Source organism: Serratia sp. GW822-FHT06D09 (genome assembly GCF_058799515.1).
Genome location: NZ_JBXALO010000005.1, coordinates 227,747 through 253,119, shown reverse-complemented (window position 1 = coordinate 253,119; position 25,373 = coordinate 227,747). Strand labels below are relative to the sequence as shown.

The 25,373-nt window shown below is 54.2% G+C and carries 22 protein-coding genes; 8 read left to right on the top strand and 14 right to left on the bottom strand.

What is annotated here, in order from left to right; all coding sequences use genetic code 11:
• The 4 genes from AC1RKG_RS14445 to xseB form a co-directional block, all read right to left on the bottom strand.
• Positions 1-975: an aldo/keto reductase gene (locus tag AC1RKG_RS14445; RefSeq protein WP_493183296.1), complete on the bottom strand. Its 975-nt coding sequence runs from the start codon at positions 973-975 to the stop codon at positions 1-3.
• Between the two features lie 108 nt (positions 976-1,083).
• Positions 1,084-2,949 carry a 1-deoxy-D-xylulose-5-phosphate synthase gene (gene dxs / locus AC1RKG_RS14440; RefSeq protein WP_116691066.1) on the bottom strand — a complete coding sequence of 622 codons (1,866 nt, stop codon included), beginning with the start codon at positions 2,947-2,949 and terminating at the stop codon, positions 1,084-1,086.
• A gap of 34 nt (positions 2,950-2,983) precedes the next feature.
• Positions 2,984-3,904, bottom strand: a complete 921-nt coding sequence (gene ispA, locus AC1RKG_RS14435) for a (2E,6E)-farnesyl diphosphate synthase (RefSeq protein ID WP_122077490.1) — start codon at positions 3,902-3,904, stop codon at positions 2,984-2,986.
• Positions 3,905-3,909: 5 nt separating this feature from the next.
• On the bottom strand, positions 3,910-4,173 hold the full coding sequence (gene xseB / locus AC1RKG_RS14430; protein ID WP_020825478.1) for an exodeoxyribonuclease VII small subunit: 264 nt from the start codon (positions 4,171-4,173) through the stop codon (positions 3,910-3,912).
• A 232-nt stretch (positions 4,174-4,405) separates the two neighbouring features.
• Between xseB and thiI the strand changes: the two genes are divergently transcribed.
• The gene (thiI, locus tag AC1RKG_RS14425; RefSeq protein WP_044548680.1) at positions 4,406-5,854 is read left to right on the top strand and encodes a tRNA uracil 4-sulfurtransferase ThiI; all 1,449 of its coding nucleotides are present in this window, start codon (positions 4,406-4,408) and stop codon (positions 5,852-5,854) included.
• 33 nt (positions 5,855-5,887) lie between these two features.
• Here thiI and yajL read toward each other — a convergent pair whose 3' ends face one another.
• On the bottom strand, positions 5,888-6,478 hold the full coding sequence (yajL, locus tag AC1RKG_RS14420; protein ID WP_020825480.1) for a protein deglycase YajL: 591 nt from the start codon (positions 6,476-6,478) through the stop codon (positions 5,888-5,890).
• The gene (gene panE, locus AC1RKG_RS14415) at positions 6,441-7,352 is read right to left on the bottom strand and encodes a 2-dehydropantoate 2-reductase (RefSeq protein ID WP_122077492.1); all 912 of its coding nucleotides are present in this window, start codon (positions 7,350-7,352) and stop codon (positions 6,441-6,443) included. The genes yajL and panE overlap by 38 nt, the downstream gene beginning before the upstream one ends.
• A 167-nt stretch (positions 7,353-7,519) precedes the next feature.
• Here panE and AC1RKG_RS14410 point away from each other — a divergent pair, with 167 nt between their 5' ends.
• On the top strand, positions 7,520-8,011 hold the full coding sequence (locus AC1RKG_RS14410; RefSeq protein WP_020825482.1) for a YajQ family cyclic di-GMP-binding protein: 492 nt from the start codon (positions 7,520-7,522) through the stop codon (positions 8,009-8,011).
• A gap of 201 nt (positions 8,012-8,212) precedes the next feature.
• Here AC1RKG_RS14410 and AC1RKG_RS14405 read toward each other — a convergent pair whose 3' ends face one another.
• The 8 genes from AC1RKG_RS14405 to AC1RKG_RS14370 form a co-directional block, all read right to left on the bottom strand.
• Positions 8,213-9,577, bottom strand: coding sequence for an MFS transporter (locus AC1RKG_RS14405; RefSeq protein ID WP_020825483.1), 1,365 nt, complete (start codon positions 9,575-9,577; stop codon positions 8,213-8,215).
• Positions 9,578-9,925: 348 nt separating this feature from the next.
• On the bottom strand, positions 9,926-10,816 hold the full coding sequence (gene cyoE, locus AC1RKG_RS14400) for a heme o synthase (protein WP_020825484.1): 891 nt from the start codon (positions 10,814-10,816) through the stop codon (positions 9,926-9,928).
• Positions 10,817-10,833: 17 nt separating this feature from the next.
• Positions 10,834-11,172 carry a cytochrome o ubiquinol oxidase subunit IV gene (locus AC1RKG_RS14395; RefSeq protein ID WP_020825485.1) on the bottom strand — a complete coding sequence of 113 codons (339 nt, stop codon included), beginning with the start codon at positions 11,170-11,172 and terminating at the stop codon, positions 10,834-10,836.
• Positions 11,169-11,786, bottom strand: a complete 618-nt coding sequence (locus AC1RKG_RS14390; protein WP_046374351.1) for a cytochrome o ubiquinol oxidase subunit III — start codon at positions 11,784-11,786, stop codon at positions 11,169-11,171. Before AC1RKG_RS14390 ends, AC1RKG_RS14395 begins: the two co-directional genes overlap by 4 nt.
• A complete protein-coding gene (gene cyoB, locus AC1RKG_RS14385; protein WP_020825487.1) occupies positions 11,776-13,767 on the bottom strand; it encodes a cytochrome o ubiquinol oxidase subunit I in 1,992 nt (663 codons plus the stop codon). Before cyoB ends, AC1RKG_RS14390 begins: the two co-directional genes overlap by 11 nt.
• Positions 13,768-13,771: 4 nt before the next feature.
• Positions 13,772-14,719, bottom strand: coding sequence for a cytochrome o ubiquinol oxidase subunit II (gene cyoA, locus AC1RKG_RS14380; RefSeq protein ID WP_142815791.1), 948 nt, complete (start codon positions 14,717-14,719; stop codon positions 13,772-13,774).
• 439 nt (positions 14,720-15,158) lie between these two features.
• Positions 15,159-16,637 (bottom strand): muropeptide MFS transporter AmpG, encoded by a 1,479-nt coding sequence (gene ampG, locus AC1RKG_RS14375; RefSeq protein ID WP_048759602.1) that lies wholly within the window; start codon positions 16,635-16,637, stop codon positions 15,159-15,161.
• A 53-nt stretch (positions 16,638-16,690) separates the two neighbouring features.
• The gene (locus AC1RKG_RS14370; protein WP_006319785.1) at positions 16,691-17,269 is read right to left on the bottom strand and encodes a lipoprotein; all 579 of its coding nucleotides are present in this window, start codon (positions 17,267-17,269) and stop codon (positions 16,691-16,693) included.
• A 365-nt stretch (positions 17,270-17,634) separates the two neighbouring features.
• On the opposite strand from AC1RKG_RS14370, the gene bolA reads away from it, so the two are divergent.
• The 6 genes from bolA (at position 17,635) to hupB (ending at position 25,278) form a co-directional block, all read left to right on the top strand.
• Entirely contained in the window at positions 17,635-17,949 is a 315-nt protein-coding gene (gene bolA, locus AC1RKG_RS14365; protein WP_004940361.1) for a transcriptional regulator BolA, read from the top strand.
• 366 nt (positions 17,950-18,315) lie between these two features.
• A complete protein-coding gene (gene tig, locus AC1RKG_RS14360) occupies positions 18,316-19,620 on the top strand; it encodes a trigger factor (protein ID WP_020825490.1) in 1,305 nt (434 codons plus the stop codon).
• Positions 19,621-20,181: 561 nt separating this feature from the next.
• Positions 20,182-20,805 (top strand): ATP-dependent Clp endopeptidase proteolytic subunit ClpP, encoded by a 624-nt coding sequence (gene clpP, locus AC1RKG_RS14355; RefSeq protein ID WP_020825491.1) that lies wholly within the window; start codon positions 20,182-20,184, stop codon positions 20,803-20,805.
• Positions 20,806-20,968: 163 nt separating this feature from the next.
• Positions 20,969-22,240 carry an ATP-dependent protease ATP-binding subunit ClpX gene (gene clpX, locus AC1RKG_RS14350; RefSeq protein WP_020825492.1) on the top strand — a complete coding sequence of 424 codons (1,272 nt, stop codon included), beginning with the start codon at positions 20,969-20,971 and terminating at the stop codon, positions 22,238-22,240.
• A 194-nt stretch (positions 22,241-22,434) separates the two neighbouring features.
• Positions 22,435-24,789, top strand: a complete 2,355-nt coding sequence (gene lon / locus AC1RKG_RS14345) for an endopeptidase La (protein WP_020825493.1) — start codon at positions 22,435-22,437, stop codon at positions 24,787-24,789.
• Positions 24,790-25,005: 216 nt separating this feature from the next.
• Positions 25,006-25,278, top strand: coding sequence for a nucleoid-associated protein HU-beta (hupB, locus tag AC1RKG_RS14340; protein WP_006319790.1), 273 nt, complete (start codon positions 25,006-25,008; stop codon positions 25,276-25,278).
• Positions 25,279-25,373: the final 95 nt, after the last annotated feature.

The window sequence follows — 25,373 nt, the reverse complement described above, 5'->3', positions numbered from 1 at the left end:
CTATTCAAATCCTGTCACATGATGCGGCACATAAGCCGTTTCCAGCTCGGCTATCTCTTCCTGGGTTAATTCAAGATCGACGGCAGCAACGGCGTCTTCCAGATGTTCATGACGTGACGCGCCGATGATTGGCGCACTGACGACCGGCTTGCTCAATAGCCATACCAGAGCGATTTGCGCCCGAGATACGCCGCGTTCTTGCGCAATGCTCGCCACGCGTTCGGCGATGATGGCGTCAATGCCTTCGGTTTCATCGTACAAGTTTTTGCCGACCTGATCGGACACCAGCCGCGCGGTGGTTTCACCCCATGGTCGGGTCAGGCGCCCACGAGCCAGCGGGCTCCAGGGCAGCACCGCGATACCCTCGGCGGCGCACAGCGGCAGCATCTCTCGCTCTTCTTCCCGCTGGATCAGGTTGTACTGATCCTGCATGCTGACGAAACGCGTCCAGCCGTGCAGATCGGCGGTATAAAGTGCCTTGGCGAACTGCCAGGCGTACATCGAAGACGCGCCGATATAACGCGCCTTGCCGGCCTTCACCACCTCATGCAGCGCTTCCAGCGTTTCTTCCAGCGGCGTTTCATAGTCCCAACGGTGGATCTGCAACAGATCAACGTAGTCGGTGCCCAGTCGCTGCAAGCTATCGTCGATGGACTGCATGATTTTAGCGCGCGATAGCCCAGACTCGAGATTGCTCATCGGGAAATAGACTTTGGTGGCGAGCACTACTTCGTCACGGCGAGCGTAATCGCGCAGCGCCCGGCCGACGATCTCTTCGCTGCTGCCATCTGAGTAACTGTTGGCGGTATCGAAGAAGTTGATGCCGGCATCCAGTGCCTGTTTCAGCAGCGGGCGACTGCTTTCTTCCGGTAGCGTCCAGGCATGGTTGCCACGGTCGGGTTCACCGTAGGTCATGCAGCCAAGGCAGATGCGGGAAACGTTCAGGTCGGTATTGCCCAGTTTCAGATACTTCATGCTTTCCTCCCGGTATCAGCACAGAACTTTAACTGTAGCGGGTTTTCGGGCGACGCAAATGAAAACGCCCCCGCAATGCGGAGGCGTCGGTCAAATCAGGCGCGAAAATTATTGCGCCAGCCAGACCTCAATCTTCTGCTGTATCCCTGCGGCATCCAGACCCAGATCGACACGCACCTCTTCCTGGCTGCCTTGTGAGATAAAGCTGTCCGGCAGGCCGATATTCAGTACCGGGATAGCGCGACGCTTGGCCATCAGCAACTCGTTAACACCGCTACCGGCACCGCCCATAATGGCGTTTTCTTCCAGTGTGACCAGCGCGTCATGGCTGGCTGCCAGCTCCAGCACCAGCTGTTCGTCCAGCGGTTTTACGAAGCGCATATCCACCAGCGTGGCATTGAGCGCTTCCGCCACCTGCGCAGCTTCCGGCAGCAAGGTGCCGAAGTTCAGGATCGCCAGTTTTTCACCTTCACGGCGGACAACGCCTTTGCCGATCGGCAGCGCGCTAAGGGGCTCCAGCGGCGCGCCGGTACCCGTACCGCGAGGGTAACGTACGGCGCTTGGGCCTTCGTTATAGTGATAACCGGTGTAGAGCATTTGGCGGCATTCGTTCTCATCACTTGGCGTCATGATCACCATAGTCGGGATACAGCGCATGAATGACAGATCGAACGCACCCTGGTGAGTCTGGCCGTCAGCGCCGACAATACCACCGCGATCGATGGCAAACATCACCGGCAAATTTTGAATCGCGACGTCGTGGATCAGTTGATCGTAAGCGCGCTGCAGGAAGGTGGAGTAAATCGCCACCACCGGCTTGTAGCCGCCAATCGCCAACCCGGCAGCGAAGGTCACCGCGTGTTGTTCTGCGATCGCTACGTCAAAATATTGCTGCGGATAGTCGCGGGAGAATTGCACCATGCCCGAGCCTTCACGCATTGCCGGGGTAATCGCCATCAGTGAGCTGTCCTTGGCGGCGGTTTCGCACAGCCAATCGCCAAAGATTTTTGAATAGGTCGGCAGGCCGCCGGCGCTTTTCGGCAGGGTACCGCTGGCCGGATCGAATTTGGGTACCGCGTGGAAGCTGATCGGGTCTTTTTCTGCCGGTGCGTACCCACGGCCCTTTTTGGTCATGATATGCAGCAGTTGTGGGCCTTTCAGGTCACGCATGTTCTTCAAGGTAGCGACCAGTCCCTGAACGTCATGGCCGTCGACCGGGCCAATGTAGTTAAAGCCCAGCTCTTCGAACAGCGTGCCCGGCACGACCATGCCTTTCAGGTGTTCTTCGGTACGCTTGACCAGCTCTTTGATTGGCGGCAGGCCGGACAGCACTTTTTTACCGCCCTCACGCAGGGTGGAGTAAAGCTTGCCGGACAGCAGCTGCGCCAGATGATTGTTCAGCGCACCGACGTTTTCCGAAATCGACATTTCATTGTCGTTAAGCACTACCAGCATATCCGGATCGATGTCACCGGCGTGGTTCATGGCTTCAAATGCCATACCGGCGGTGATGGCGCCATCGCCGATCACGCAAACCGTACGGCGGTTTTTGCCTTCGCGAGCTGCAGCTACCGCCATGCCGAGACCGGCGCTGATCGAAGTCGAGGAGTGACCAACCGACAACACGTCATACTCACTTTCCGCACGCCATGGGAAAGGGTGCAGGCCATTTTTCTGGCGAATGGTGGAGATCTTGTCGCGGCGACCGGTCAAAATTTTATGCGGGTAGGCCTGATGACCCACGTCCCACACCAGATGATCGAAGGGGGTGTGGTACACATAGTGCAACGCCACCGTCAGTTCGACGGTTCCCAGCCCGGAGGCAAAGTGGCCGCTGGAACGGCTGACGCTGTCCAGCAGGTATTGCCGAAGTTCGTCACACAGTTTCGGCAGGCTCTCTTTCGGCAGCGAACGGAGTTCATCGGGATTTTCCGCTAGCGCCAGGGTCGGGTATTTGGCTATATCAAGACTCATTCGATACTCATATCAGAGGAGTTAACGTCACACGTTAATTGTCGCGTTCAATAATGAAGCTGGCTAACGCTCGCAATGGCGCTGTGTTATAAGATTGTGCTGCCAAAGTGTCTAATGCAGCTAAAGCTTCCTGATAGAGATCCCACGCTTTTGCTTTCGCGCTGTCAAGCCCGAGCAAAGCTGGATAGGTGCTCTTTCCGTGTTGCTGGTCCGCCCCCTGGCGTTTACCGATTTTTTCGGTTTCGCCGACCACGTCCAAAATATCATCCTGCACCTGAAAAGCCAGGCCTATCGCGGCGGCGTATCGGTCAAGCTGCGGTAGCGCTTTACGGCCGGGTTCACCGGCGGCCAGAGCCCCAAGGCGAACTGCTGCGCGAATTAACGCGCCGGTTTTGTGGCGATGGATCTGTTCCAACGCTTCCAGACCTATCTGCTTATCTTCGGCTTCCAGATCCAGCGATTGCCCACCGCACATGCCGGCAACGCCGCTGGCGGTGGCCAGCTCGGAAACCATCGCCAACCGATCGCGCAGCGCCACGTCGGGCATGTCGGCATCGGCCAGAATGGTGAATGCTAGCGTTTGAAGCGCATCTCCGGCCAGAATGGCATTGGCCTCGCCAAATTTGATGTGGCAGGTTGGCTGACCGCGACGCAGATCGTCGTCGTCCATGGCCGGCAAGTCGTCATGGATCAGCGAGTAGGCGTGAATGCATTCTACCGCAGCTGCGGGAGCATCCAAATTATTCAGTGATACGCCAAACATCTGCCCGGTAGTGTACACCAGAAACGGACGCAGGCGTTTCCCGCCAAGCAGTGCACCGTGACGCATTGCCGCCACCATATTGCCATCGTTGAATGGCAACGGTGCGATAAAATCCAGCAGCGTGCGGTCGGCCCGCTGGCGCAAGGCCTGCAACTGGTCAGAAAAAGCGGTCTGTTGGACAGTTACGGACATGGTGATTACTCGGCATCCGGTGTGAAAGGCGTCAGCGCAGCATCATCGGCGCTGTCGTTAAGCAAAATTTGTACGCGCTGCTCCGCCTGCTGCAGCTTCTGCTGGCCCTGACGCGCCAACTGCACGCCGCGTTCGAATTCATTCAGCGCATCTTCCAGCGGTAACTCACCCGATTCCAGACGCGTCACGATGTTTTCCAGCTCGCTGAGGGAGCTCTCAAAGCTGACGTTTTGCTCTGTACTGTCTGATTGTGCAGGTTTTTTCGGCATAATTTTCTTTTTACATCATCATGTGAACAGTGGCGCCAGAGCCTATCCTAGCGGATCTTGATTGGCAAATCATGGCGCGCATGTGTGGTTTTGTGCACCGAGGCTCACCAGATAGTGATATACTCTGCGCCGCAAATGCGATTGATAAAACATTCGGCAACCCCGTGGGTTTTATCAATCGCATATACATTGTAAATCCTTTTCCCTCGTAATTCTGACAATAAAGACCGCCATGAAGTTTATCATTAAATTGTTCCCGGAAATCACCATCAAGAGCCAATCTGTGCGCTTGCGCTTTATCAAGATCCTCTCGACCAGTATCCGTAACGTCCTGAAGCAGTATGATGAAACACTGGCGGTCGTCCGTCACTGGGATCATATCGAAGTTCGCGCCAAAGATGAAAACCAGCGGCCGGTAATTGCCGACGCGTTAACGCGCATTCCCGGCATTCATCACATTCTGGAAGTGGAAGACCGCGACTATACCGATATCCACCATATTTTCGAGCAGACGCTGGAAGCCTACCGCGAGCAACTGCAGGGGAAAACTTTCTGCGTGCGCGTAAAGCGCCGCGGCAAGCAGGACTTCAATTCGCAGGACGTTGAGCGTTACGTTGGTGGCGGTCTGAACCAGCACATTGAGAGCGCGCGCGTTAAACTGTCGCACCCGCAGGTGACGGTTAACCTGGAAATCGAAGACGACAAGCTGATGCTGGTCAAAGCCCGCCGTGAAGGCATTGGCGGTTACCCGGTGGGCACTCAGGAAGACGTGCTGTCGCTGATTTCCGGTGGTTTCGACTCGGGCGTTTCCAGCTATATGCTGATGCGCCGTGGTTGCCGCGTGCATTATTGCTTCTTCAACCTGGGCGGCGCCGCGCATGAAATTGGCGTGCGGCAGGTGGCTCACTACCTGTGGAACCGTTTTGCCAGTTCGCACAAGGTGCGCTTTATCGCCATCGATTTTGAACCTGTGGTCGGCGAGATCCTCGAGAAGGTCGAAGACGGTCAAATGGGCGTGGTGCTTAAGCGCATGATGGTGCGCGCCGCTTCACAGATAGCGGAGCGTTATGGCGTGCAGGCTCTGGTGACCGGTGAGGCGCTGGGACAGGTTTCCAGCCAAACGCTGACTAACCTGCGTTTGATCGACAACGCATCCGATACGCTGATTCTGCGTCCGCTGATCTCCCACGACAAAGAGCACATCATCAAAGTGGCGCGTGAGATTGGCACCGAAGACTTCGCCAAGACTATGCCGGAATACTGCGGCGTGATCTCGAAAAGCCCAACGGTGAAGGCGGTCAAAGCCAAAATCGAAGAAGAAGAAGCCCACTTTGACTTCAGCATTCTCGATCGCGTGGTCAGCGAAGCCAAGAACGTGGACATCCGCACCATCGCCGAGCAGACGCAGGAACAGGTTACCGAAGTGGAAACCGTGGCGGCGTTTGGCGCTGACGAGGTGATTCTGGATATTCGTTCTAATGACGAGCAGGAAGACAAGCCGCTGAAGCTGGATCAGGTTGAGGTGAAACCGCTGCCGTTCTATAAACTCAGCACCCAGTTTGGCGATTTGGACCAGAGCAAAACCTACCTGCTGTACTGTGAGCGTGGCGTGATGAGCCGCTTGCAGGCGCTGTATTTGCTGGAGCAGGGCTACAGCAACGTCAAGGTTTACCGCCCGTAATCAATCCAGGGGCGGGTAAACCGCCCCTGTGATTTAATCGCGAAAGTCGTACATCCCCGGAATCAAGACCAGTTGAGCGGCAATCTCCGCCGCTTTGGCTTTCCCCAGCAGTAGATCAATCAGCTTCAGCGCAAACTCCATCGAAGTTCCCGGCCCCTGGCTGGTGAGCAGATTAACGCGCGCGTCGTATACCACACGTCGTTCCATCCATTTATCGGCCGGGATCTGTTCTTTCAGCCCCGGGAAGCCGGTCATATTGCCGACGGGGAACAGATCGTGATGTTGCAGCACCAGCGCGGGTGCGGCACAAATGGCGGCGACGATATTGCCCTGAAGATGCATCTGACGCACTTTCTCCACCAGCAGCGGGCTGTCGCGGAAACACTCGGCACCTTTCAGGCCGCCGGGCAGCACTATCGCGTCGAAGGGATCATCGACGATGGACACCAGCGCCGCATCTGCCAGCAGCTTGACGCCGCGTGAGCAGACAATAGTCAGGTCGCCATCGCCGGCTACGCTGGCGGTAGTGACTTTGATGCCCGCCCGAACCAACAGATCTATCGTGGTGACGGCTTCGATTTCTTCGCTACCAGGTGCCAGGCAGACCAGCGCCGATACGCTCATATTCATTTTCCTTTCGCTTAATCAATTCAAACAGTCGCGCGTTCTCCGGCAGAGTCACGCCGTGGCTGCGTGCGCGACGCAGCAGATAGCCGGTAATGTAGTCGATCTCGGTATGCCGCTGAGTGCGGATATCTTGCAGCATCGAAGAGACGTTGTCCGCAGTGCTCTGGATCACCTCCATCACATACTGCTGTAAGCCTTCGCAGGAGGTATGGTAACCCTCCATCGCCATCACGCCGGCGACTTCACGGCAGATAATCTCAATTTGTTCCGGATAGCGCTGCAAATCGCCATTGCGGCAGTTATACAGGGCCGTTAACGGATTAATCACACAGTTGACCGCAAGTTTGCGCCAGTTCGCCGAGGCAATGTTGTTATGCCAGGCGACGTCAGGCAGTGCCTGATGCAGCACTTCCGCCAGGTGGCTGAGCGAAGTCGCCGCCGGAGATGTCGGGCCGATATGGGTGGTGCCGCCGGCAACATGGATAATAGTGCTGCCGTCATGGCGTGCCGCATGGGTGGTGGTACCCTGCAGTATCGGCTGGTTGTTCGGCGGCAGTTCGTCCTGCGTGCCCATGCCGTTATGCAGCAGCAGGATGGCGCAACGCGGGTGCAGCTTCGGCAGCAGGGCGCTAACCGCCCCAGAGACTTGCCAGGCTTTTAGCGTGACCAGCAACAGTTCGCTCTGGGCCAGATGTTCAGGATCGTTGGTGGGCAAATTACGGTTGAACGAGAGGCCTTCAGGCTCAATGACGTTCACTGCGCAAAAGGGTTGCGGTACTCGTAACCATCCCTGTACGTCGTGGCCCTGCTGATAAAGCCGGGAGAGCCACAGCTGTCCGAGCGCGCCGCAACCAAGAACAGTTATTTTCATCCAGACTCCTTGGGGTAACGGGAAGAACGCCCAGTATCTATCCTATAATTATAGACTTTTCTGCTGCGCGGCGGGGCCGGCAAATTTTGTCTGAGGCGCTAAAGCGGTTATCATGCTCGGCATCGAAATCGCCTACCGCATTAGGCTCTAATTCAGGAGGAAGAAGTATGCCATCTTTCGACATTGTTTCCGAAATTGATATGCAAGAAGTACGTAACGCCGTTGAGAACGCCACGCGCGATCTTGGTACCCGTTGGGATTTCCGTAACGTGCCGGCCAGCTTTGAGCTGAACGAAAAAAACGAAAGCATCAAGGTTGCCAGCGAATCTGATTTTCAGGTGCAGCAGCTGCTCGATATTCTGCGTGAAAAACTCAGCAAGCGCAGCATTGACGGCGGCGCGCTTGAGATCCCCGAGGAGCTGACCCACAGCGGCAAAACCTACAGTGTGGAAGCCAAGCTGAAGCAGGGTATTGAAGCCGCCCAGGCGAAGAAAATCGTCAAGCTGATCAAAGACAGCAAGCTGAAAGTTCAGGTGCAGATCCAAGGGGATGAAGTACGGGTAACCGGTAAATCACGCGACGACCTGCAGGGCGTGATGGCGCTGGTGCGCGGTGCCGATCTGGGGCAGCCTTTCCAGTTCAAAAACTTCCGCGACTGATCCTTTCGCCAAGAAGAATATATTGATGGGGCCGGCTTGCCGGCCCCTAGTCTGATGACAAACACCCGAAAAACGTGGTTTTCGGATGTTTGGGGTAAATCAGAAGATATAATCCTTTGTTTTTATTAGCCCCAAGGTCAGGACTTTTAACTGCAAAGGGCTTTATCAGCAATCTGGGGGCCGGCTTGCCGGCCCTTTTCTTTACAGCGAATTCACCAGCGCTTCCAACTGGCCGCGGTTGGTTTGCTTGGTATCGACCTTTACGTAGGCGCTGCGCTCTTCCGGCACCACAATCGCTTCTGCTACACCCGGCTGGGCCTTCAGGCGGCTTTCCAACGCCGAGTCTTTCACTGCCAGTTCCGACAGCGTAATACGCAGGCTGCTCACGTAAGGCGGTTCCTGCATGGTGCTGCTGACCATAAACCAGATGGCGGCTAAAACTGCCCCGGCGATAAAGACCAATCCCGCGCCCTGCAGGCCGTACAGAAAGCCTCCCAGGCTGCCGCCAATCGCCACGCCGATAAACTGGCTGGTGGAGTAAACCCCCATGGCCGTGCCTTTATAGCCCGCCGGCGACTCTTTACTGATCAGGGAAGGCAGGATCGCTTCCATCACGTTGAACGCCATAAAGAACAACTGAACGCCGGCAATAATGCCCCAAAGATGCGCGCCAGACAGCCACAGCAGCACTTCAGCACAGAACAATACCGCCACGCAGCCCATAAACACCTGCTTCATGCGGCGCTTCTTTTCGGCATAGATGATAAACGGCACTACGGCGGCGAAAGACACCAGCATGGTGACCAGATAGACAATCCAGTGTTCGCTGGGCGCCAAACCGGCTTTTTCCATTGCTAATGGCAGTGCCACGAAGCTGGACATCAACAAGATGTGCAGGCACATGATGCCGAAATTCAGTTTCAGCAGGCGGGAATTGCTCAACACCTTGCTGAAACTGCCACGGACTATACTGGATTCGCGGTTCAGCACGTGGCTGCTGGCGGAAGGCACGACCGCCAGGGTGATGACGATACCGGCCAATGCCAGCACGGCAATCATCCAGAACAGCGCATGCAGGCCAAAAGCGTGGGTGACTATCGGGCCGACCACCATGGCGATGGCGAAGGTAATACCGAAGCTGACGCCGATGAATGCCATCGCTTTGGTACGGTTCTGTTCCCGGGTCAAATCAGACAGCAGAGCCATTACCGCCGCGGCGATAGCGCCGGAACCTTGCAATGCCCGGCCGAGGATCACCCCCCAGATGGAGTCGGTGGCGGCGGCGATCACGCTACCCAGCGCGAAGATCAACAGCCCGCCGACAATCAGCGGCTTGCGGCCGATGCGGTCGGAAATCAGGCCGAAGGGAATTTGGAACACCGCTTGCGCCAGGCCGTAAATGCCAATGGCGATACCGATCAGCGTTTCGCTGGCGCCGTTCAACGCCATACCGTAGGTGGTCAGTACCGGCAGCACCATAAACATGCCGAGCATGCGCAGTGAGAATACCGTTCCTAATCCCCAGGTCGCCCGTCGTTCCAGCGGGGTCATTGCATTATCGTTCATTAAAACCTCATTAAAAGCCATTCCGTCAGGTTATCGGTGATAACGCCTGATGGGATAGCTTCTGTTAAAACTGCGTCATTTTAGTGTGAAGGGCAGGGGGGGGTAAATCTAATGTTGTTTAGCAGATATTACAGTTCGTCGGTTTTTCTGCGAGACAAATAAAATGGGCCGCTAAGCGGCCCATAGAGAGCGGACAAAGACCTCAGTAGCTAGTAGTAATGCATTGAGTACTAATAGAAACAAAGGATTATATCTCTGCCTTGCCCCAAACATCCGAAAACCACGTTTTTCGGGTGTTTGTCATCAATTTAATGGGCCGCTAAGCGGCCCATTCACAGACGATTTGGCTTACCAGACGTAAGTCATCAAGGTTTCCGGCGAGGCCGAAGCGCTGAAGTCGATAGACATCATCACGCTAAGCGAGGTAATGGCAACAATCGAGAACACAAACAGTTTGCGTGCCCAAACGCTGTCATTTTCGGCTTTGTAACCACGCAGCGCCATCCCCAGCCACCAAACGCTCACCGCCGCAGCGACGATCAGGTATTTGTAGCCGGCGTAGCCGCCCAAAGTCAGCATCAGCGTAGCAACCATAAACGCCACGATGTAGACGGTGATGTGGTTCTTCGCCACCGAGATGCCTTTGACGACAGGCAGTACCGGAATGTTGGCCGCCTGGTAATCTTTAAAGCGGAAGATGGCAATCGCATAGGAATGCGGCATCTGCCACAGGCTAAAGATAGCCAGCAGGATCAACGCACCGGCATCGAACTCGTTGGTGACCGCACAGTAACCGATAACCGGTGGTGCAGCGCCCGACAAGCTGCCGATCAGCGTGCCATATACCGAGTGGCGTTTCATGTACAGGCTGTAGACGCCGACATAAACCACAAAGCCCATCACCGCCAGCCACATGGCCAGCGGGTTGGCGCCAATATACAGCAACGCAAAGCCCGCAATACCCAGGGCGGTAGCGTAAACCAGGCTTACACTCGGCGCGATCAGGCCTTTTACCAGCACCCGATTCTTCGTTCTCTCCATTTTCTTGTCGATGTCGCGGTCAATGTAGTTGTTAAACACACAGCCCGAAGCGACAACCAACGAGACACCCACCAGGGTGGCGAGAAACAGGGGATAGTCGATGCTTCCTTTGGAAGCCAACAGGAATCCCCCGACGACAGAAATTAAATTGCCGAAAATAATTCCTGGTTTAGTTACTTGCAGGTATTGCTTAATCATCACGTGCAGCTCGACTCTTAACTGACCATCATATTGATGTTGAGGTTGTACATAATCCAGAGTGAACCCACAACAACGATACCGATGATCATAGCGGTGAACAGCAATGCCACCAGGTTCCAGCGCTCTTCCGATGAGGTATTCATGTGCAGGAAGTAAATCAGGTGAACGACGACCTGAATCACTGCCATGCCAACAACAACCGCCAGGATGGTTGAGTGAGAGGCGGTACCGCTCATCACCATCGCAAATGGAATCACCGTCAGGATGATCGACAGAATAAAGCCGATCAGATAGGTCTTGACGCTACCGTGGCTTGCGCCGCCGTGAGAAGTTTCATGGGATGAATGACTCATGACATAACCCCCAGCAGGTAAACAACGGTGAAGACGCAGATCCAGACCACGTCCAGGAAGTGCCAGAACAGGCTCAGGCACATCAAACGGGTTTTGTTGGTTGCGGTCAGGCCACGCTTGCTGACCTGAATCATCATGATGATGATCCAAACCAGACCGGTAGTTACGTGCAGACCGTGGGTCGCAACCAGCGCGAAGAAGCTGGACAGGAACGCACTGCGATCCGGGCCATAGCCTTCAACGATCAGGTGATGGAATTCGTAGATTTCCATCGCAACGAAGCCCAGACCGAACAGGAAGGTCAGGAACAGCCAGGTGTTAACGCTGCTAACCTTGCCTTTGTTCATGCCGATCATCGCCATACCGTAGGTGATGGAGCTGAACAACAGCAGGAAGGTTTCAACCAGGACAAACTTCAGATCGAAGATGTCTTTGCCAGAGGGACCGCCAGCGGTCCCGTTCACCAGTACTGCATAAGTCGCGAACAAGCTCGCAAACAAAATACAGTCGCTCATCAGGTAGATCCAGAATCCGAAGACTTTGGTCTCTCCTGCGTCGTGGTGCCCATGCTCTGCATGGGCTGCGTTATGGTTAGTCAGAGTATCAGTTGACATGTTTCACGCCTGCTTTGCTGATTTGTTCATAGTGTTGGTTTTCAATGCGCTCGATCTCATCAACCTGCACATAGTAATCAACATCTTCATCGAAGCTCTTGGCAATCCAGGTCACGATCATACCTACGAAGGCAGCGATCGCCATCCACCAGATGTCCCAGATCATCGCGAAACCAAATACCAGGCTGAAGCCAGCAATAATCACACCGGCACCGGTATTCTTCGGCATATGAATCGGTTCGTATTTAGCCGGTTTCTTATAAGCTACGCCTTTTTCTTTCATGTCCCAGAATTCATCACGGTCATGAATCTGTGGCACTACGGCAAAGTTATAGAACGGCGGTGGAGACGAAGTCGACCACTCCAGCGTACGAGCACCCCATGGGTCACCGGTCAGGTCACGGTTCTGCTCACGGTCACGCACGCTGACGAACACCTGAATCACTTGGCACAGGATACCGCAGGCAATCAGAGCCGCGCCGCCAGCCGCTACCAGCAGCAGTGGGTGGAACTCTGGGTTGATGTTCTGGCTGATACGACGAGTCATACCCATAAAGCCCAGAGCATACAGCGGCATAAAGGCCACGAAGAAGCCGATGATCCAGAACCAGAACGCACGGATACCCCATTTTTCGTTCAGCGTGAAGCCGAAGGATTTAGGGAACCAGTAGGTCAGGCCCGCGAAGCAACCGAACACCACACCACCAATGATAACGTTATGGAAGTGGGCAATCAGGAACAGACTGTTGTGCAGCACGAAGTTCGCGCCCGGCACGGCCAACAGAACACCGGTCATACCACCCACGGAGAAGGTGATGATGAAGCCGATAGTCCACAGCATAGCGGAGTTGAGCTGAATGCGGCCTTGGTACATGGTGAACAGCCAGTTGAAGATTTTCACCCCGGTAGGGATGGAAATGATCATGGTGGCAATACCGAAGAAGGCGTTTACGTTCGCGCCGGACCCCATGGTAAAGAAGTGGTGCAGCCATACGATGAACGACAGAACGGTAATCGCGATGGTTGCCCATACCAGTGAGGTATAGCCGAACAGACGTTTTCTCGAGAAGGTCGCGGTGACTTCGGAGAACACACCGAACACCGGCAGAACCAGGATATACACCTCTGGGTGACCCCAGGCCCAAATCAGGTTGATGTACATCATCATGTTGCCGCCCATATCATTGGTAAAGAAATGGGTGCCCAGATAGCGATCCAGGGTCAGCAACGCGATGGTTACGGTCAGAATTGGGAAAGAAACGATGATCAGGACGTTAGTACACAGAGCCGCCCAAGTGAACACCGGCATCTTCATCAGAGGCATGCCAGGAGCACGCATCTTCAGAATGGTGGCGAAGAAGTTCACACCGGTCAACAGGGTACCAATACCGGAAATCTGCAGACTCCAGATCCAGTAGTCGACCCCGACGCCAGGACTGTATTCCTTGCCCGACAGCGGCGGATACGCCAGCCAACCTGTCTGCGCGAACTCACCAACCCCCAGAGAGATGTTGATCAGCACTACGCCCACCACGAAGAACCAGAAGCTCAGGGAGTTCAGGAACGGGAAGGCAACGTCGCGCGCACCGATTTGCAAAGGTACCACTACGTTCATCAGACCGACCACGAAAGGCATCGCCATGAAGAAGATCATGATGACGCCGTGGGCGGTGAAGATTTGGTCGTAGTGGTGCGGCGGCAGGAATCCGGCCTCGCCGGCGGACGCAAGCGCCTGCTGACTACGCATCATGATGGCATCGGCAAAACCACGCAGCAGCATAACCATTGCCACGATGATGTACATGATACCAATTTTTTTATGGTCAACCGAAGTCAACCAATCGCTCCATAGCCATTTCCACTTGCCGAAATAGGTTATCAGCGCCAGCAGTGCCAGGCCCCCAATAACAATTGCAGCAACGGTGACCATGATGATCGGTTCGTGGTACGGAACCGCATCAATCGTTAATTTTCCCAACATCAGTTTATTCCTCGGCTCCGGCGTGAGCATGTTCACCCATGTCCATACCCTGGCTCATGTCCATACCTTCGTGCGCGCTAGCGCCTTTGTGCATGTCCATATCACCCATGAATTTGCCAATAGTTTCTTTGAACAAATTCGGTTTGACACTGGAGAAGTACTCGACCGGGTTGTTTTCACTCGGCTCTGCCAGTTTGTTAAAGTCGCTGGTGGCGTTTAGGTTATTCGACGATGCTTTCACCTTGGCAACCCACTGATCGAAGTCGCCTTCGGTTGGGGTGACAATGGCGGTGAATTTCATGCCGGAGAACCCGCGACCGCTGAAGCTGCTTGAAATACCGTCGTATTTGCCTGCTTCATTGCCGATCAGGTGCAGTTTGGTCTGCATCCCGGCCATCGCATAAATCTGCCCACCTAACTGAGGAATAAAGAACGAGTTCATTACCGAGTTAGAGGTGATCTTGAATTCGACTGGAACATCTTTCGGGAAGGCCAGCTCATTAACCGTCGCGATACCTTGTTCCGGGTAGATAAACAGCCATTTCCAGTCGAGCGACACCACTTCGATCGTCATCGGCTTCTTGTCAGTGACAATCGGCTTGAACGGATCCAGTTCGTGGGTAGTCTTCCAGGTAATGGTGCCCAGGATGGCGATGATAATGATAGGGATGGTCCAGACGACCGCTTCGATCTTGTTGGAATGTGACCAGTTCGGACTGTATTTGGCGTCTTTGTTGGAAGCACGGTACTTCCAGGCAAAGGCGAACGCCATAAAGATAACTGGTATCACTACGATCAACATCAATGCGATTGCAGTGATAATCAGTGTCCGTTGCTCAACACCAATTGCTCCTTTGGGATTCATCAATACCATATTGCAACCACTGAGCATTACAGTGGAGGCAATTAATGACAACATCCCAATACTTTTATTGTATTTCTTAAGTCTCATCTAACGACCTCAATTACAAAGGCTCTATTGTCGTTTCATGTGTGCGGGCATTTTACGGGAAGGTTGCAGTACTGTAAACATGCTTAAGGGAGTGTCAGCGCCTTGTTGACACTTTCTGTTAAGGGTGTCACAGATGTCACGCTACGTGACAATTTACTAATGGCAACAACGCGTTGGCGCGCTGAATCGTTCCGGGTAATTCGTATGTTAAGGAAAACTAAAGGTATGATGAATCTTTCAGGTGAAAACGCTTTTTTGAAATACGAATGAAAGGTTTATTTAATGTAAAATAATTGTGTCTTAAAGGTGAATTTAATTTTATTTCCGAGCGCCGTACTCGGATAAAAAAATAATTTGGACAGGAATTATATTTTTTAACTAAATAAATACATCACTCTGATGCGTTTTTGTCGACCGGCACGATGGCCGGTCGACTCGATCAGGCCAGCCGGGTACGACGCAGTGCCAGATAGTCCAGCAGGCTCCCCATCGCAATACCTACCAGACTCAGCGCGGCGCCCATCTGCAGTAACCGATCGGCCAGGTTCGGCAAGAGGGTCCAGTCGAGCGCATTGGTGATAAGCAGGAGCAGCCACAGGCCCAGCAAGGAGCAGCCCAGCGTCAGCAGGCGCAATGCCCAGCGGTAAAACTGGCGGAATTCGGTACGCGGCATGAAGTTATCGGTGCGTTGAGTATATTCCAGCGTCTGACGGCACAGGTGCAACAGCAGCAGACCAGGCACCGCGGCAACGATCGAGAATAAATAGAACAGTGGCCAGCCGTGTGCTTCAACAAACCATCCGGCAATCGGCCCGACGTATACCCGCCCGACGGCAGATAATGCCGACAGCAGGGCAAACTGGGTGGCGGAAAATGACTTGTTGCACAGCGTCATCAGCAACGCGACAAAGGCCGCGGTGCCCATGCCGCCACACAGGTTTTCCAGGAAGATGGCGCTGCCCATGGTCATGATGTTTTTATCGGTGACCGCCAGTATCCAATAGCCGAGATTGGAAACCGCCTGCAGAATGCCGAACAGCATCAGGGCACGGAACAGGCTGAGGCGTTGCATCAGCACGCCGCCAAACAGCGCGCCGACGATGGTGGCGAACAGGCCGAGCGTTTTGTTGACCAAGCCGACTTCACCGGCATCGAAGCCGACGCCACGGATCAGGAAGGTGGTGCTCAGGCTGCCGGCAAAGGCATCGCCCATCTTGTACATCACGATCAGCAGTAAAATCAGCCAGGCATTGTTACGCGCAAAGAAATCACGCAGCGGAGCGACTACCGCCTGCTCCATGGTGCGCGGTGCCGGAATGCTGTCGTCGGGTTCAGGCGCCAAAAGGGTGGCAACAATACCGATCAACATCAAACCGGCCATCAACCAATAGGTCGACTGCCAGCCTAAGTAGCGGTCCGCCAGCCACAGCGCCAACCCACCGGACACCAGCATCGCCAGCCGGTAACCCAATACCGAGACGGCGGCACCGGTGCCGCGCTCTTCTGCGCTCAGCAGATCGGTTTTATAGGCGTCAAAAACAATATCCTGTGACGCAGAACAGAACGCCACCAGTACCGCCAATGCCGCCAGCCACCACAGGTGCTGTGCCGGCTGCATAAAGCCCATCGCCACAATCGACACCACCAGCAACAGCTGGCTGATCAGTAACCAGCCGCGCCGCCGCCCGAGAAAGGGCGGGGTGTAGCGATCCATAAAGGGCGACCAGAGGAATTTGAACACATAGGCCTGACCGACCAGCGAAAAAATGCCGATGGTTTTCAGATCGATGTTTTCGACGGTCATCCAGGCTTGCAGCGTGCCGGAGGTCAGTGCCAAGGGCAGACCCGACGCGAAGCCCAGCAGCAGGAGGATGGCGGAATTACGCTGGGTAAAGATATTCAGATACTGTTTCGACATGAGTTCCCTGTCTGCACCGCCCGATGGTTCGGGCGGCACAAGGCGTCCGCGGATTAACGCGCGTTTTGCTTGATGAAGTCGTTGACGCTGGTGTCTTGCGCCATATCGGCAATAACGTCGCCCAACACGGTGTTGACCGCGTTAGTGATTTTCTCGTTGGTTGCCGTGAAGGCACCCTGAACGTTATAGGTTGAACGGTAGTTTTTCACCTGTTTGTTGCCGTTTTTGGCCTGGGCAGTAATAGAAATATCAGCCTTGGTGGTGATGTTGTAGCGCAGGTTGCCTTCGGAGACGTCTGCATACAGGTTATTGACCACGATTTGCAGATCAACTGCGCCGTCAGCGCCAATCATGTAGCCGCGTGCGCCCATTTGTTTCTCGAGCACTTCCTGCAGCAAGAAGCGCAGATCGCGTGATGGCGTCAACGTCACCAACTGGCCGTCGCGGTTCACTTTCGCCAGCGCCTGGTCCTGACGCTGATCCGCGCCGTTAATGCTGATGGTCACGCCCTGCAGGGTCGGATCCTGCTGCGGCAGGACGATCTTCGGCGTCACGTTCAGGGTGTTGCTGCTGGTGGCACAGCCGGCCAACATCAGTGCGGCCAACAGTGGAAGGCAAAGTTTTTTTAACATAGTTACTGTCTCATTCTCGATGGATTTTAAGCCGCCGCAAACTGCCAGGATTAACGAAGCGGGTTTGAGCAAGCTTTCTGTAATAATCAGAGCGGGATAGCCAACAACAAATTGTCGACATCATAGCATCGCCGCCGGCCGGAGGAAGCGCAGAACGCAATGGAGTGACAAATTTTTACCTGCCGTTGATAAAAACATGCTTTTTTGGCCGTCTCAATCAGATAAACCTCAAGCGACGGCGGATGTTGACCGTTTTTTGTCCGCAAAAAAGAGAAATTTACCTGAGGAATGGTCTAAAAGGGACGAAAGCGGCTAAGATTGAAATAGATGGGGGCGGTCCTCTGCCGGTGTAGTAAGGAGATCCTATGATTCGCGAGCAAATAGAAGCAAAGTTAAGGGCGGCGTTTGAGCCCGCGTATCTGGAAGTCGTTGATGAAAGTTATCGTCATAACGTTCCGGCGGGTTCAGAAAGCCATTTCAAGGTGGTATTGGTTAGCGATCGCTTCGTTGGCGAACGCTTCCTGACGCGGCATCGTTCGATTTACGGCGTGCTGTCAGAGGAGTTGGCGGATGGCGTACATGCGCTGGCGTTGCACACCTACACCCTGAAAGAGTGGGAAGGGTTGCAGGATACCGTGCCGGCGTCTCCGCCTTGTCGTGGGGCCGGAACCTTGGCCTGACGGCTAAATTTGCGGTATCAGTGGAACTTTGACCACGATTTGGGGTATTACTACAGACGAATTTTGGAACGGCCTGCGGGCCGTTTCTGTTTTTGACGACGACATAGCCGATGCGTAATGCAGCGAAGGCCGGGTCGGCTTCGGCGGCCTTTTGGCGATCAAATCGGCAAAAGTGTGAGTTTTAGCGCGCCGCCGCCGCCTTGCTTTCCTCGACTCGCTCCGCTTGCGCCGCTATAATGTCGCGTCTTATTTTTCCGGAATGGTTTCGGGACGCTTCTGTCATCAGGAAACTCGGTTCTGTAATGTAGCCGTCCTGGTTCTTGGAACGGAGTTGACCGAGCACTGTGATTTTTTTGAGGTAACAAGATGCAAGTTTCAGTAGAAACCACTCAAGGCCTTGGGCGCCGTCTCTCTATTACTGTACCCGCTGATACTATCAAGCAGGCTATTAAAAAAGAGCTGATCAACGCGGCAAAAAGCGTTCGTATCGATGGCTTCCGTAAAGGCCATGTACCGATGAACATCGTTGAGCAACGTTATGGCGCTTCCGTTCGTCAAGACGTGCTGGGCGAAGCGATGCAACGCAGCTTTGTTGATGCGATCATCAAAGAAAAGATCAATCCGGCCGGCGCACCAAACTACGTGCCGGGCGAGTACAAAGAAGGTGAAGATTTCACTTTCGCGGTTGAATTCGAAGTGTATCCGGAAGTTGAGCTGAAAGGCCTGGACAGCATCGAAGTTGAGAAGCCGGTTGTTGAAGTTAACGACGCCGACGTTGACACCATGCTGGACACCCTGCGCAAGCAGCAGGCGACCTGGAAAGACAGCGATCGCGCAGCGCAAGCTGAAGACCGCGTAACCGTAGATTTCTCCGGTTCTATCGATGGCGAAGAGTTTGAAGGCGGCAAAGCCTCTGACTTCGTACTGGCTATGGGCCAGGGCCGCATGATCCCAGGCTTCGAAGAAGGTCTGGTTGGTCATAAAGCCGGTGAAGAATTCACTATCGACGTTAACTTCCCAGAAGATTACCACGCTGAAAACCTGAAGGGCAAAGCGGCTAAATTCGCTATCGTTCTGAAGAAAGTGGAAGAGCGTGAGCTGCCAGAGCTGACTGAAGAATTCATCAAACGTTTCGGCGTGGCTGATGGTTCTATCGAAGGCCTGCGTGCTGAAGTGCGTAAAAACATGGAGCGCGAGCTGAAAGGCGCAGTGCGTAACCGCATCAAGACTCAGGCAATCGACGGCCTGGTCAGCGCTAACGAAATCGACGTTCCTGCTGCGCTGATCGACGGCGAAGTTGACGTTCTGCGCCGTCAGGCTGCACAGCGTTTCGGCGGCAACGAGAAGCAAGCGCTGGAACTGCCACGCGAACTGTTCGAAGAGCAGGCTAAGCGTCGCGTAGTTGTTGGCCTGCTGCTGGGCGAAGTGATCAGCACCAACGATCTGAAAGCTGACGAAGATCGCGTTAAGACGCTGATCGAAGAAATGGCTTCCGCTTACGAAGATCCAAGTGAAGTTGTTGAGTTCTACAGCAAAAACAAAGAGCTGATGAACAACATGCGCAACGTTGCTCTGGAAGAACAAGCGGTTGAAGCCCTGCTGGCAAAAGCGAAAGTGACTGAAAAAGCCACTACCTTCAGCGAGCTGATGAACCAGACTCAACAGGCGTAATGTCTGTACGCCAGGGCGCAATCTAACGCGCCTTCGGGGCTGGCTTGCCGGTCCCGGCGTTAAAAAAGCCCGTAACCTTCGGTTGCGGGCTTTTCTTTTTGCCACGTAGCTGATTAATCTCAGGTTAAGCGTGACAATATGCACTATATTTACCCTGTTGCTCTTGGGACAGTCTGGCATGATGGTCATCGTCGACAATGCTGGCCGCGTTAAAATACGCAGTTGGGCTTGAAATTCTGTCAGCGGCCCCAATCTGTAAAATGTATATATACCCTGTAGCTTTCAAGTCGCAGTCAGGCGCCCAGCTCGCTCATCCTCAGGCGCTTACTCGAGTAAGTCACTGGGGTGAGCGACAAATCTGTCGGGAACAGATTTGAACGCTGCGACTTGAAAGATGATGGGTATGGGCTGTTTGCCAGAGTGCGCGGTATGAGAAAAACCGTCGGGTACGTGTGGCGCGGGTCGAATGCTTGAGCATAGTCATCATGACCGTTCTCAAGTAGAATCGGTGTAATAGGGTGTAACCCTGGCCGCCAAGGCAATTTCTATTAGGAGACGGTAATGTCATACAGTGGCGAACGAGATCAATTTGCACCTAACATGGCCCTGGTGCCGATGGTGGTAGAGCAGACTTCACGCGGGGAGCGTTCTTACGACATCTATTCCCGCCTGCTGAAAGAGCGCATTATTTTCCTGACCGGCCAGGTCGAAGATCACATGGCCAACCTGATTGTGGCGCAGATGCTGTTCCTCGAAGCGGAAAGCCCGGAAAAAGACATTTACCTGTACATTAACTCCCCGGGTGGCGTGATCACCGCCGGCATGTCAATCTATGACACCATGAAGTTCATCAAGCCGGACGTCAGCACCATTTGTATGGGCCAGGCGTGCTCGATGGGCTCTTTCCTGCTGACCGCAGGTGCCAAGGGCAAACGCTTCTGCTTGCCGAACTCACGCGTGATGATCCACCAACCGCTGGGCGGTTATCAGGGCCAGGCGACGGATATCGAAATCCATGCGCGTGAAATCCTGAAGGTGAAGGCACGCATGAACGAGCTGATGGCAGAGCATACCGGCCAGTCACTGGAGCAGATCGAACGCGATACCGAGCGCGATCGCTTTATGACCGCGGAAGAAGCGGTAGAATACGGTCTGGTTGACGGCATTCTGACGCACCGCAAGTAAGTACCACGCGGCTGGCGAGGTATATGTGCGAGCCGATAGGCTATAGTAATCAGAGCGGGCGCAGCTCGCTCTGGTGAGCATAATCGGCGTTCCCGGTATGCGTTTTGGGCGCACTGCCGCCGTGATATTCCTGCGGGACAAAGACTAAAGAAGAGGTTTACTGATGACAGATAAGCGCAAAGACGGTTCAGGAAAGCTGCTGTACTGCTCTTTCTGCGGCAAAAGCCAGCATGAAGTGCGTAAGCTGATTGCCGGTCCGTCAGTGTATATCTGCGATGAATGTGTTGACCTGTGTAACGACATTATTCGCGAAGAGATTAAAGAAGTTGCCCCGCATCGTGAGCGCAGTGCGCTGCCGACGCCGCACGAAATTCGCCACCACCTGGATGATTATGTCATTGGCCAGGAGCAGGCGAAAAAAGTGCTGGCGGTAGCGGTGTATAACCACTACAAACGCCTGCGTAACGGCGATACCAGCAACGGTATCGAGTTGGGCAAAAGCAACATTCTGCTGATTGGCCCGACCGGTAGCGGTAAAACCCTGCTGGCAGAAACGCTGGCGCGCTTCCTGGACGTGCCTTTCACCATGGCCGACGCTACCACGCTGACCGAAGCCGGTTATGTGGGTGAGGACGTGGAGAACATCATCCAGAAGCTGCTGCAGAAGTGCGACTACGACGTGCAGAAAGCACAACGCGGCATCGTCTACATCGATGAAATCGACAAGATTTCCCGTAAGTCAGACAATCCGTCCATCACCCGTGACGTGTCGGGTGAAGGCGTGCAGCAGGCCCTGTTGAAGCTGATCGAAGGCACCATTGCCGCAGTTCCGCCGCAGGGTGGCCGTAAGCATCCTCAGCAGGAATTCCTGCAGGTTGATACCTCGAAAATCCTGTTTATCTGCGGCGGCGCATTTGCCGGCCTGGATAAGGTGATTGGTCAGCGCGTCAATACCGGTTCCGGTATCGGCTTCGGCGCGACCGTGAAGGGTGAAGCTGAGAAAGCGACCGAAGGCGAGCTGCTGCTGCAGGCTGAGCCGGAAGATCTGATCAAGTTTGGCCTGATCCCTGAGTTCATCGGTCGTCTGCCGGTCGTGGCAACCCTGAGCGAACTGAGCGAAGAAGCGCTGATCCAGATCCTGAAAGAGCCGAAAAATGCCTTAACCAAACAGTATCAGGCATTGTTCAATCTGGAAGGCGTGGAACTGGAATTCCGTGAAGAAGCGCTGAACGCCATCGCCAAGAAGGCCATGACGCGTAAAACCGGTGCACGTGGTCTGCGCTCCATTGTAGAAGGCGCGTTACTGGACACCATGTATGACCTGCCATCCATGGACAGCGTCGATAAAGTGGTGATCGATGAATCGGTTATCGCCGGCCAGTCCAAACCTTTGCTGATTTACGGCAAACCGGAAGCACAGGCTTCAGGCGAATAATTCGCCAGTCAAACCAGAAAGTTAATGTCAAAATGGGGGATTTTATCCCCCATTTCTTTTTCCTGCATTCTTGCCGTTGAATGTAAGAGATTCATCCCCATATACTCATTAACCAGATTTTATGAAACGTTTGATGCTTGCGTCTCATGAGATTCCCCTCAACCTGGCGGAAGTTAAACTTAAGAGAGAGCTCTATGAACCCTGAGCGTTCCGAACGCATTGAAATCCCCGTCTTGCCGTTGCGCGACGTGGTGGTTTATCCGCACATGGTGATCCCGTTATTTGTTGGCCGGGAAAAATCGATTCGGTGCCTCGAAGCAGCAATGGATCATGATAAAAAGATCATGCTGGTGGCACAGAAAGAGGCCTCAACGGATGAACCTGGCATTAATGACTTGTTCTCTGTCGGCACCGTAGCGTCGATTTTACAGATGCTAAAACTGCCAGACGGCACGGTAAAAGTGCTGGTAGAAGGCCTGCAGCGGGCACGTATTACTACGCTTTCCGATAGCGGGGAGCACTTTGCCGCCCAGGCAGAATATCTTGAGTCACCGGCGATTGACGAACGTGAACAAGAAGTCCTGGTGCGCACCGCAATCAATCAGTTTGAAGGCTACATCAAACTGAACAAAAAAATTCCACCGGAGGTGCTGACGTCATTGAACAGCATCGACGATGCTGCACGCCTGGCGGATACCATCGCCGCGCACATGCCGCTGAAACTCAGCGACAAGCAGTCGGTACTGGAGATGTTCGATATCACCGAACGTCTGGAATACCTGATGGCGATGATGGAATCGGAAATTGACCTGCTTCAGGTTGAAAAACGTATCCGTAACCGCGTCAAAAAGCAGATGGAAAAAAGCCAGCGCGAGTACTATCTGAATGAGCAGATGAAGGCGATTCAGAAAGAACTGGGCGAGATGGACGACGCGCCGGACGAGCATGAAGCGCTGAAGCGCAAGATTGAAGCGGCGAAAATGCCGAAAGACGCGCGTGAAAAAACCGAAGCGGAACTGCAAAAGCTGAAAATGATGTCACCGATGTCTGCGGAAGCGACCGTGGTCCGTGGTTACATCGACTGGATGCTGCAGGTGCCGTGGAATGCGCGCAGCAAGGTTAAAAAAGACCTGGTTAAAGCGCAAGAAGTGCTCGATATCGATCACTATGGCCTGGAGCGAGTCAAGGACCGTATTCTTGAGTATCTCGCAGTACAGAGCCGCGTAAGCAAAATCAAAGGGCCTATCCTGTGTCTGGTGGGGCCTCCTGGCGTAGGTAAAACCTCGTTGGGACAGTCGATCGCCAAAGCGACCGGTCGCCAGTACGTGCGTATGGCGCTGGGCGGCGTGCGTGACGAAGCGGAAATTCGCGGTCACCGTCGTACCTACATCGGCTCGATGCCGGGTAAACTGATCCAGAAAATGGCCAAGGTCGGGGTGAAAAACCCGCTGTTCCTGCTGGATGAGATCGACAAGATGTCTTCCGACATGCGTGGCGATCCGGCTTCTGCCCTGCTTGAGGTGCTGGATCCGGAACAGAACGTGGCGTTTAACGATCACTACCTGGAAGTGGATTACGATCTGTCCGACGTGATGTTCGTTGCTACCTCGAACTCGATGAACATTCCTGCGCCGTTGCTGGACCGTATGGAAGTGATTCGCCTGTCCGGCTACACCGAGGACGAGAAGCTCAATATCGCCAAGCAGCACCTGCTGCCGAAGCAGCTTGAGCGTAACGCCCTGAAAAAAGGTGAGCTGACGGTCGACGACAGCGCCATCATTGGCATTATCCGTTATTACACCCGCGAAGCCGGGGTGCGTAGCCTGGAGCGTGAAATCTCCAAGCTGTGCCGTAAAGCGGTGAAAACGCTGCTGATGGACAAGAAGATCAAGCATATCGAGATCAACGGTGACAACCTGAAAGATTATTTGGGTGTGCAACGCGTTGACTACGGCCGTGCCGATACCGAAAACCGTGTGGGCCAGGTCACCGGCCTGGCGTGGACGGAAGTGGGCGGCGATCTGCTGACTATCGAAACCGCGTGCGTGCCGGGCAAAGGCAAGCTGACCTACACCGGTTCTCTCGGTGAAGTGATGCAGGAATCGATTCAGGCTGCGCTGACCGTGGTCCGTGCGCGTGCAGACAAACTGGGTATCAACGCCGATTTCTACGAGAAGCGCGATATTCACGTGCACGTACCGGAAGGTGCGACGCCGAAAGACGGCCCGAGTGCCGGTATCGCCATGTGTACCGCGCTGGTGTCTTGCCTGACCGGTAACCCGGTTCGTGCCGATGTGGCAATGACCGGTGAGATCACCTTGCGTGGTCAGGTACTGCCGATTGGTGGCTTGAAAGAGAAACTGTTGGCTGCGCATCGCGGCGGCATTAAAACCGTGCTGATCCCGTATGAGAACAAGCGCGATTTGGAAGAAATTCCGGACAATGTTATCGCCGATCTGGAGATTCATCCGGTGCAGCGAATCGATGAGGTTTTGAACCTTGCGTTGCAGAATCCGGCCTTCGGCGCACTTCCGGTAGCGGCAAAATAGTGACGAATCGCAAAAACCATTGATAAAACTTATGCTGGCAAGTCATTTCGGACTTGCCAGTCTTTTTTTGTACCGCTAAGTTAGAAAGCTGTCGGCCCGCGTTTTGTCACGCTTTCGGTGGCTTGCCAAGGTTCGATGGGATTGATATAACAGCTGCGCTGTCGCAACCGTAGGGATTTTCCGGTGCGACGATTGAATTCTAGAGGGGATGATAGAGTGAATAAGTCACAACTGATCGACAAAATTGCCGCAGGTGCTGATATTTCCAAAGCGGCAGCTGGGCGTGCTTTAGATGCAGTGATTGCATCTGTTACCGAATCCTTGAAGGAAGGGGATGACGTGGCGCTGGTTGGTTTCGGTTCTTTCACCGTGCGTGAGCGTTCTGCCCGTACTGGCCGTAACCCACAGACCGGTAAAGAGATCAAAATCGCGGCAGCCAAAGTTCCGGCCTTCCGTGCAGGGAAAGCGCTGAAAGACGCAGTAAACTGATTGTTTGCGTCTAACCGTTTAGCGTTGCAGGGTTTAGCAATAAACAATCACCTGACGCAACGGTGCTGGTAAGGTAAGATATAAGGCGCATCAGA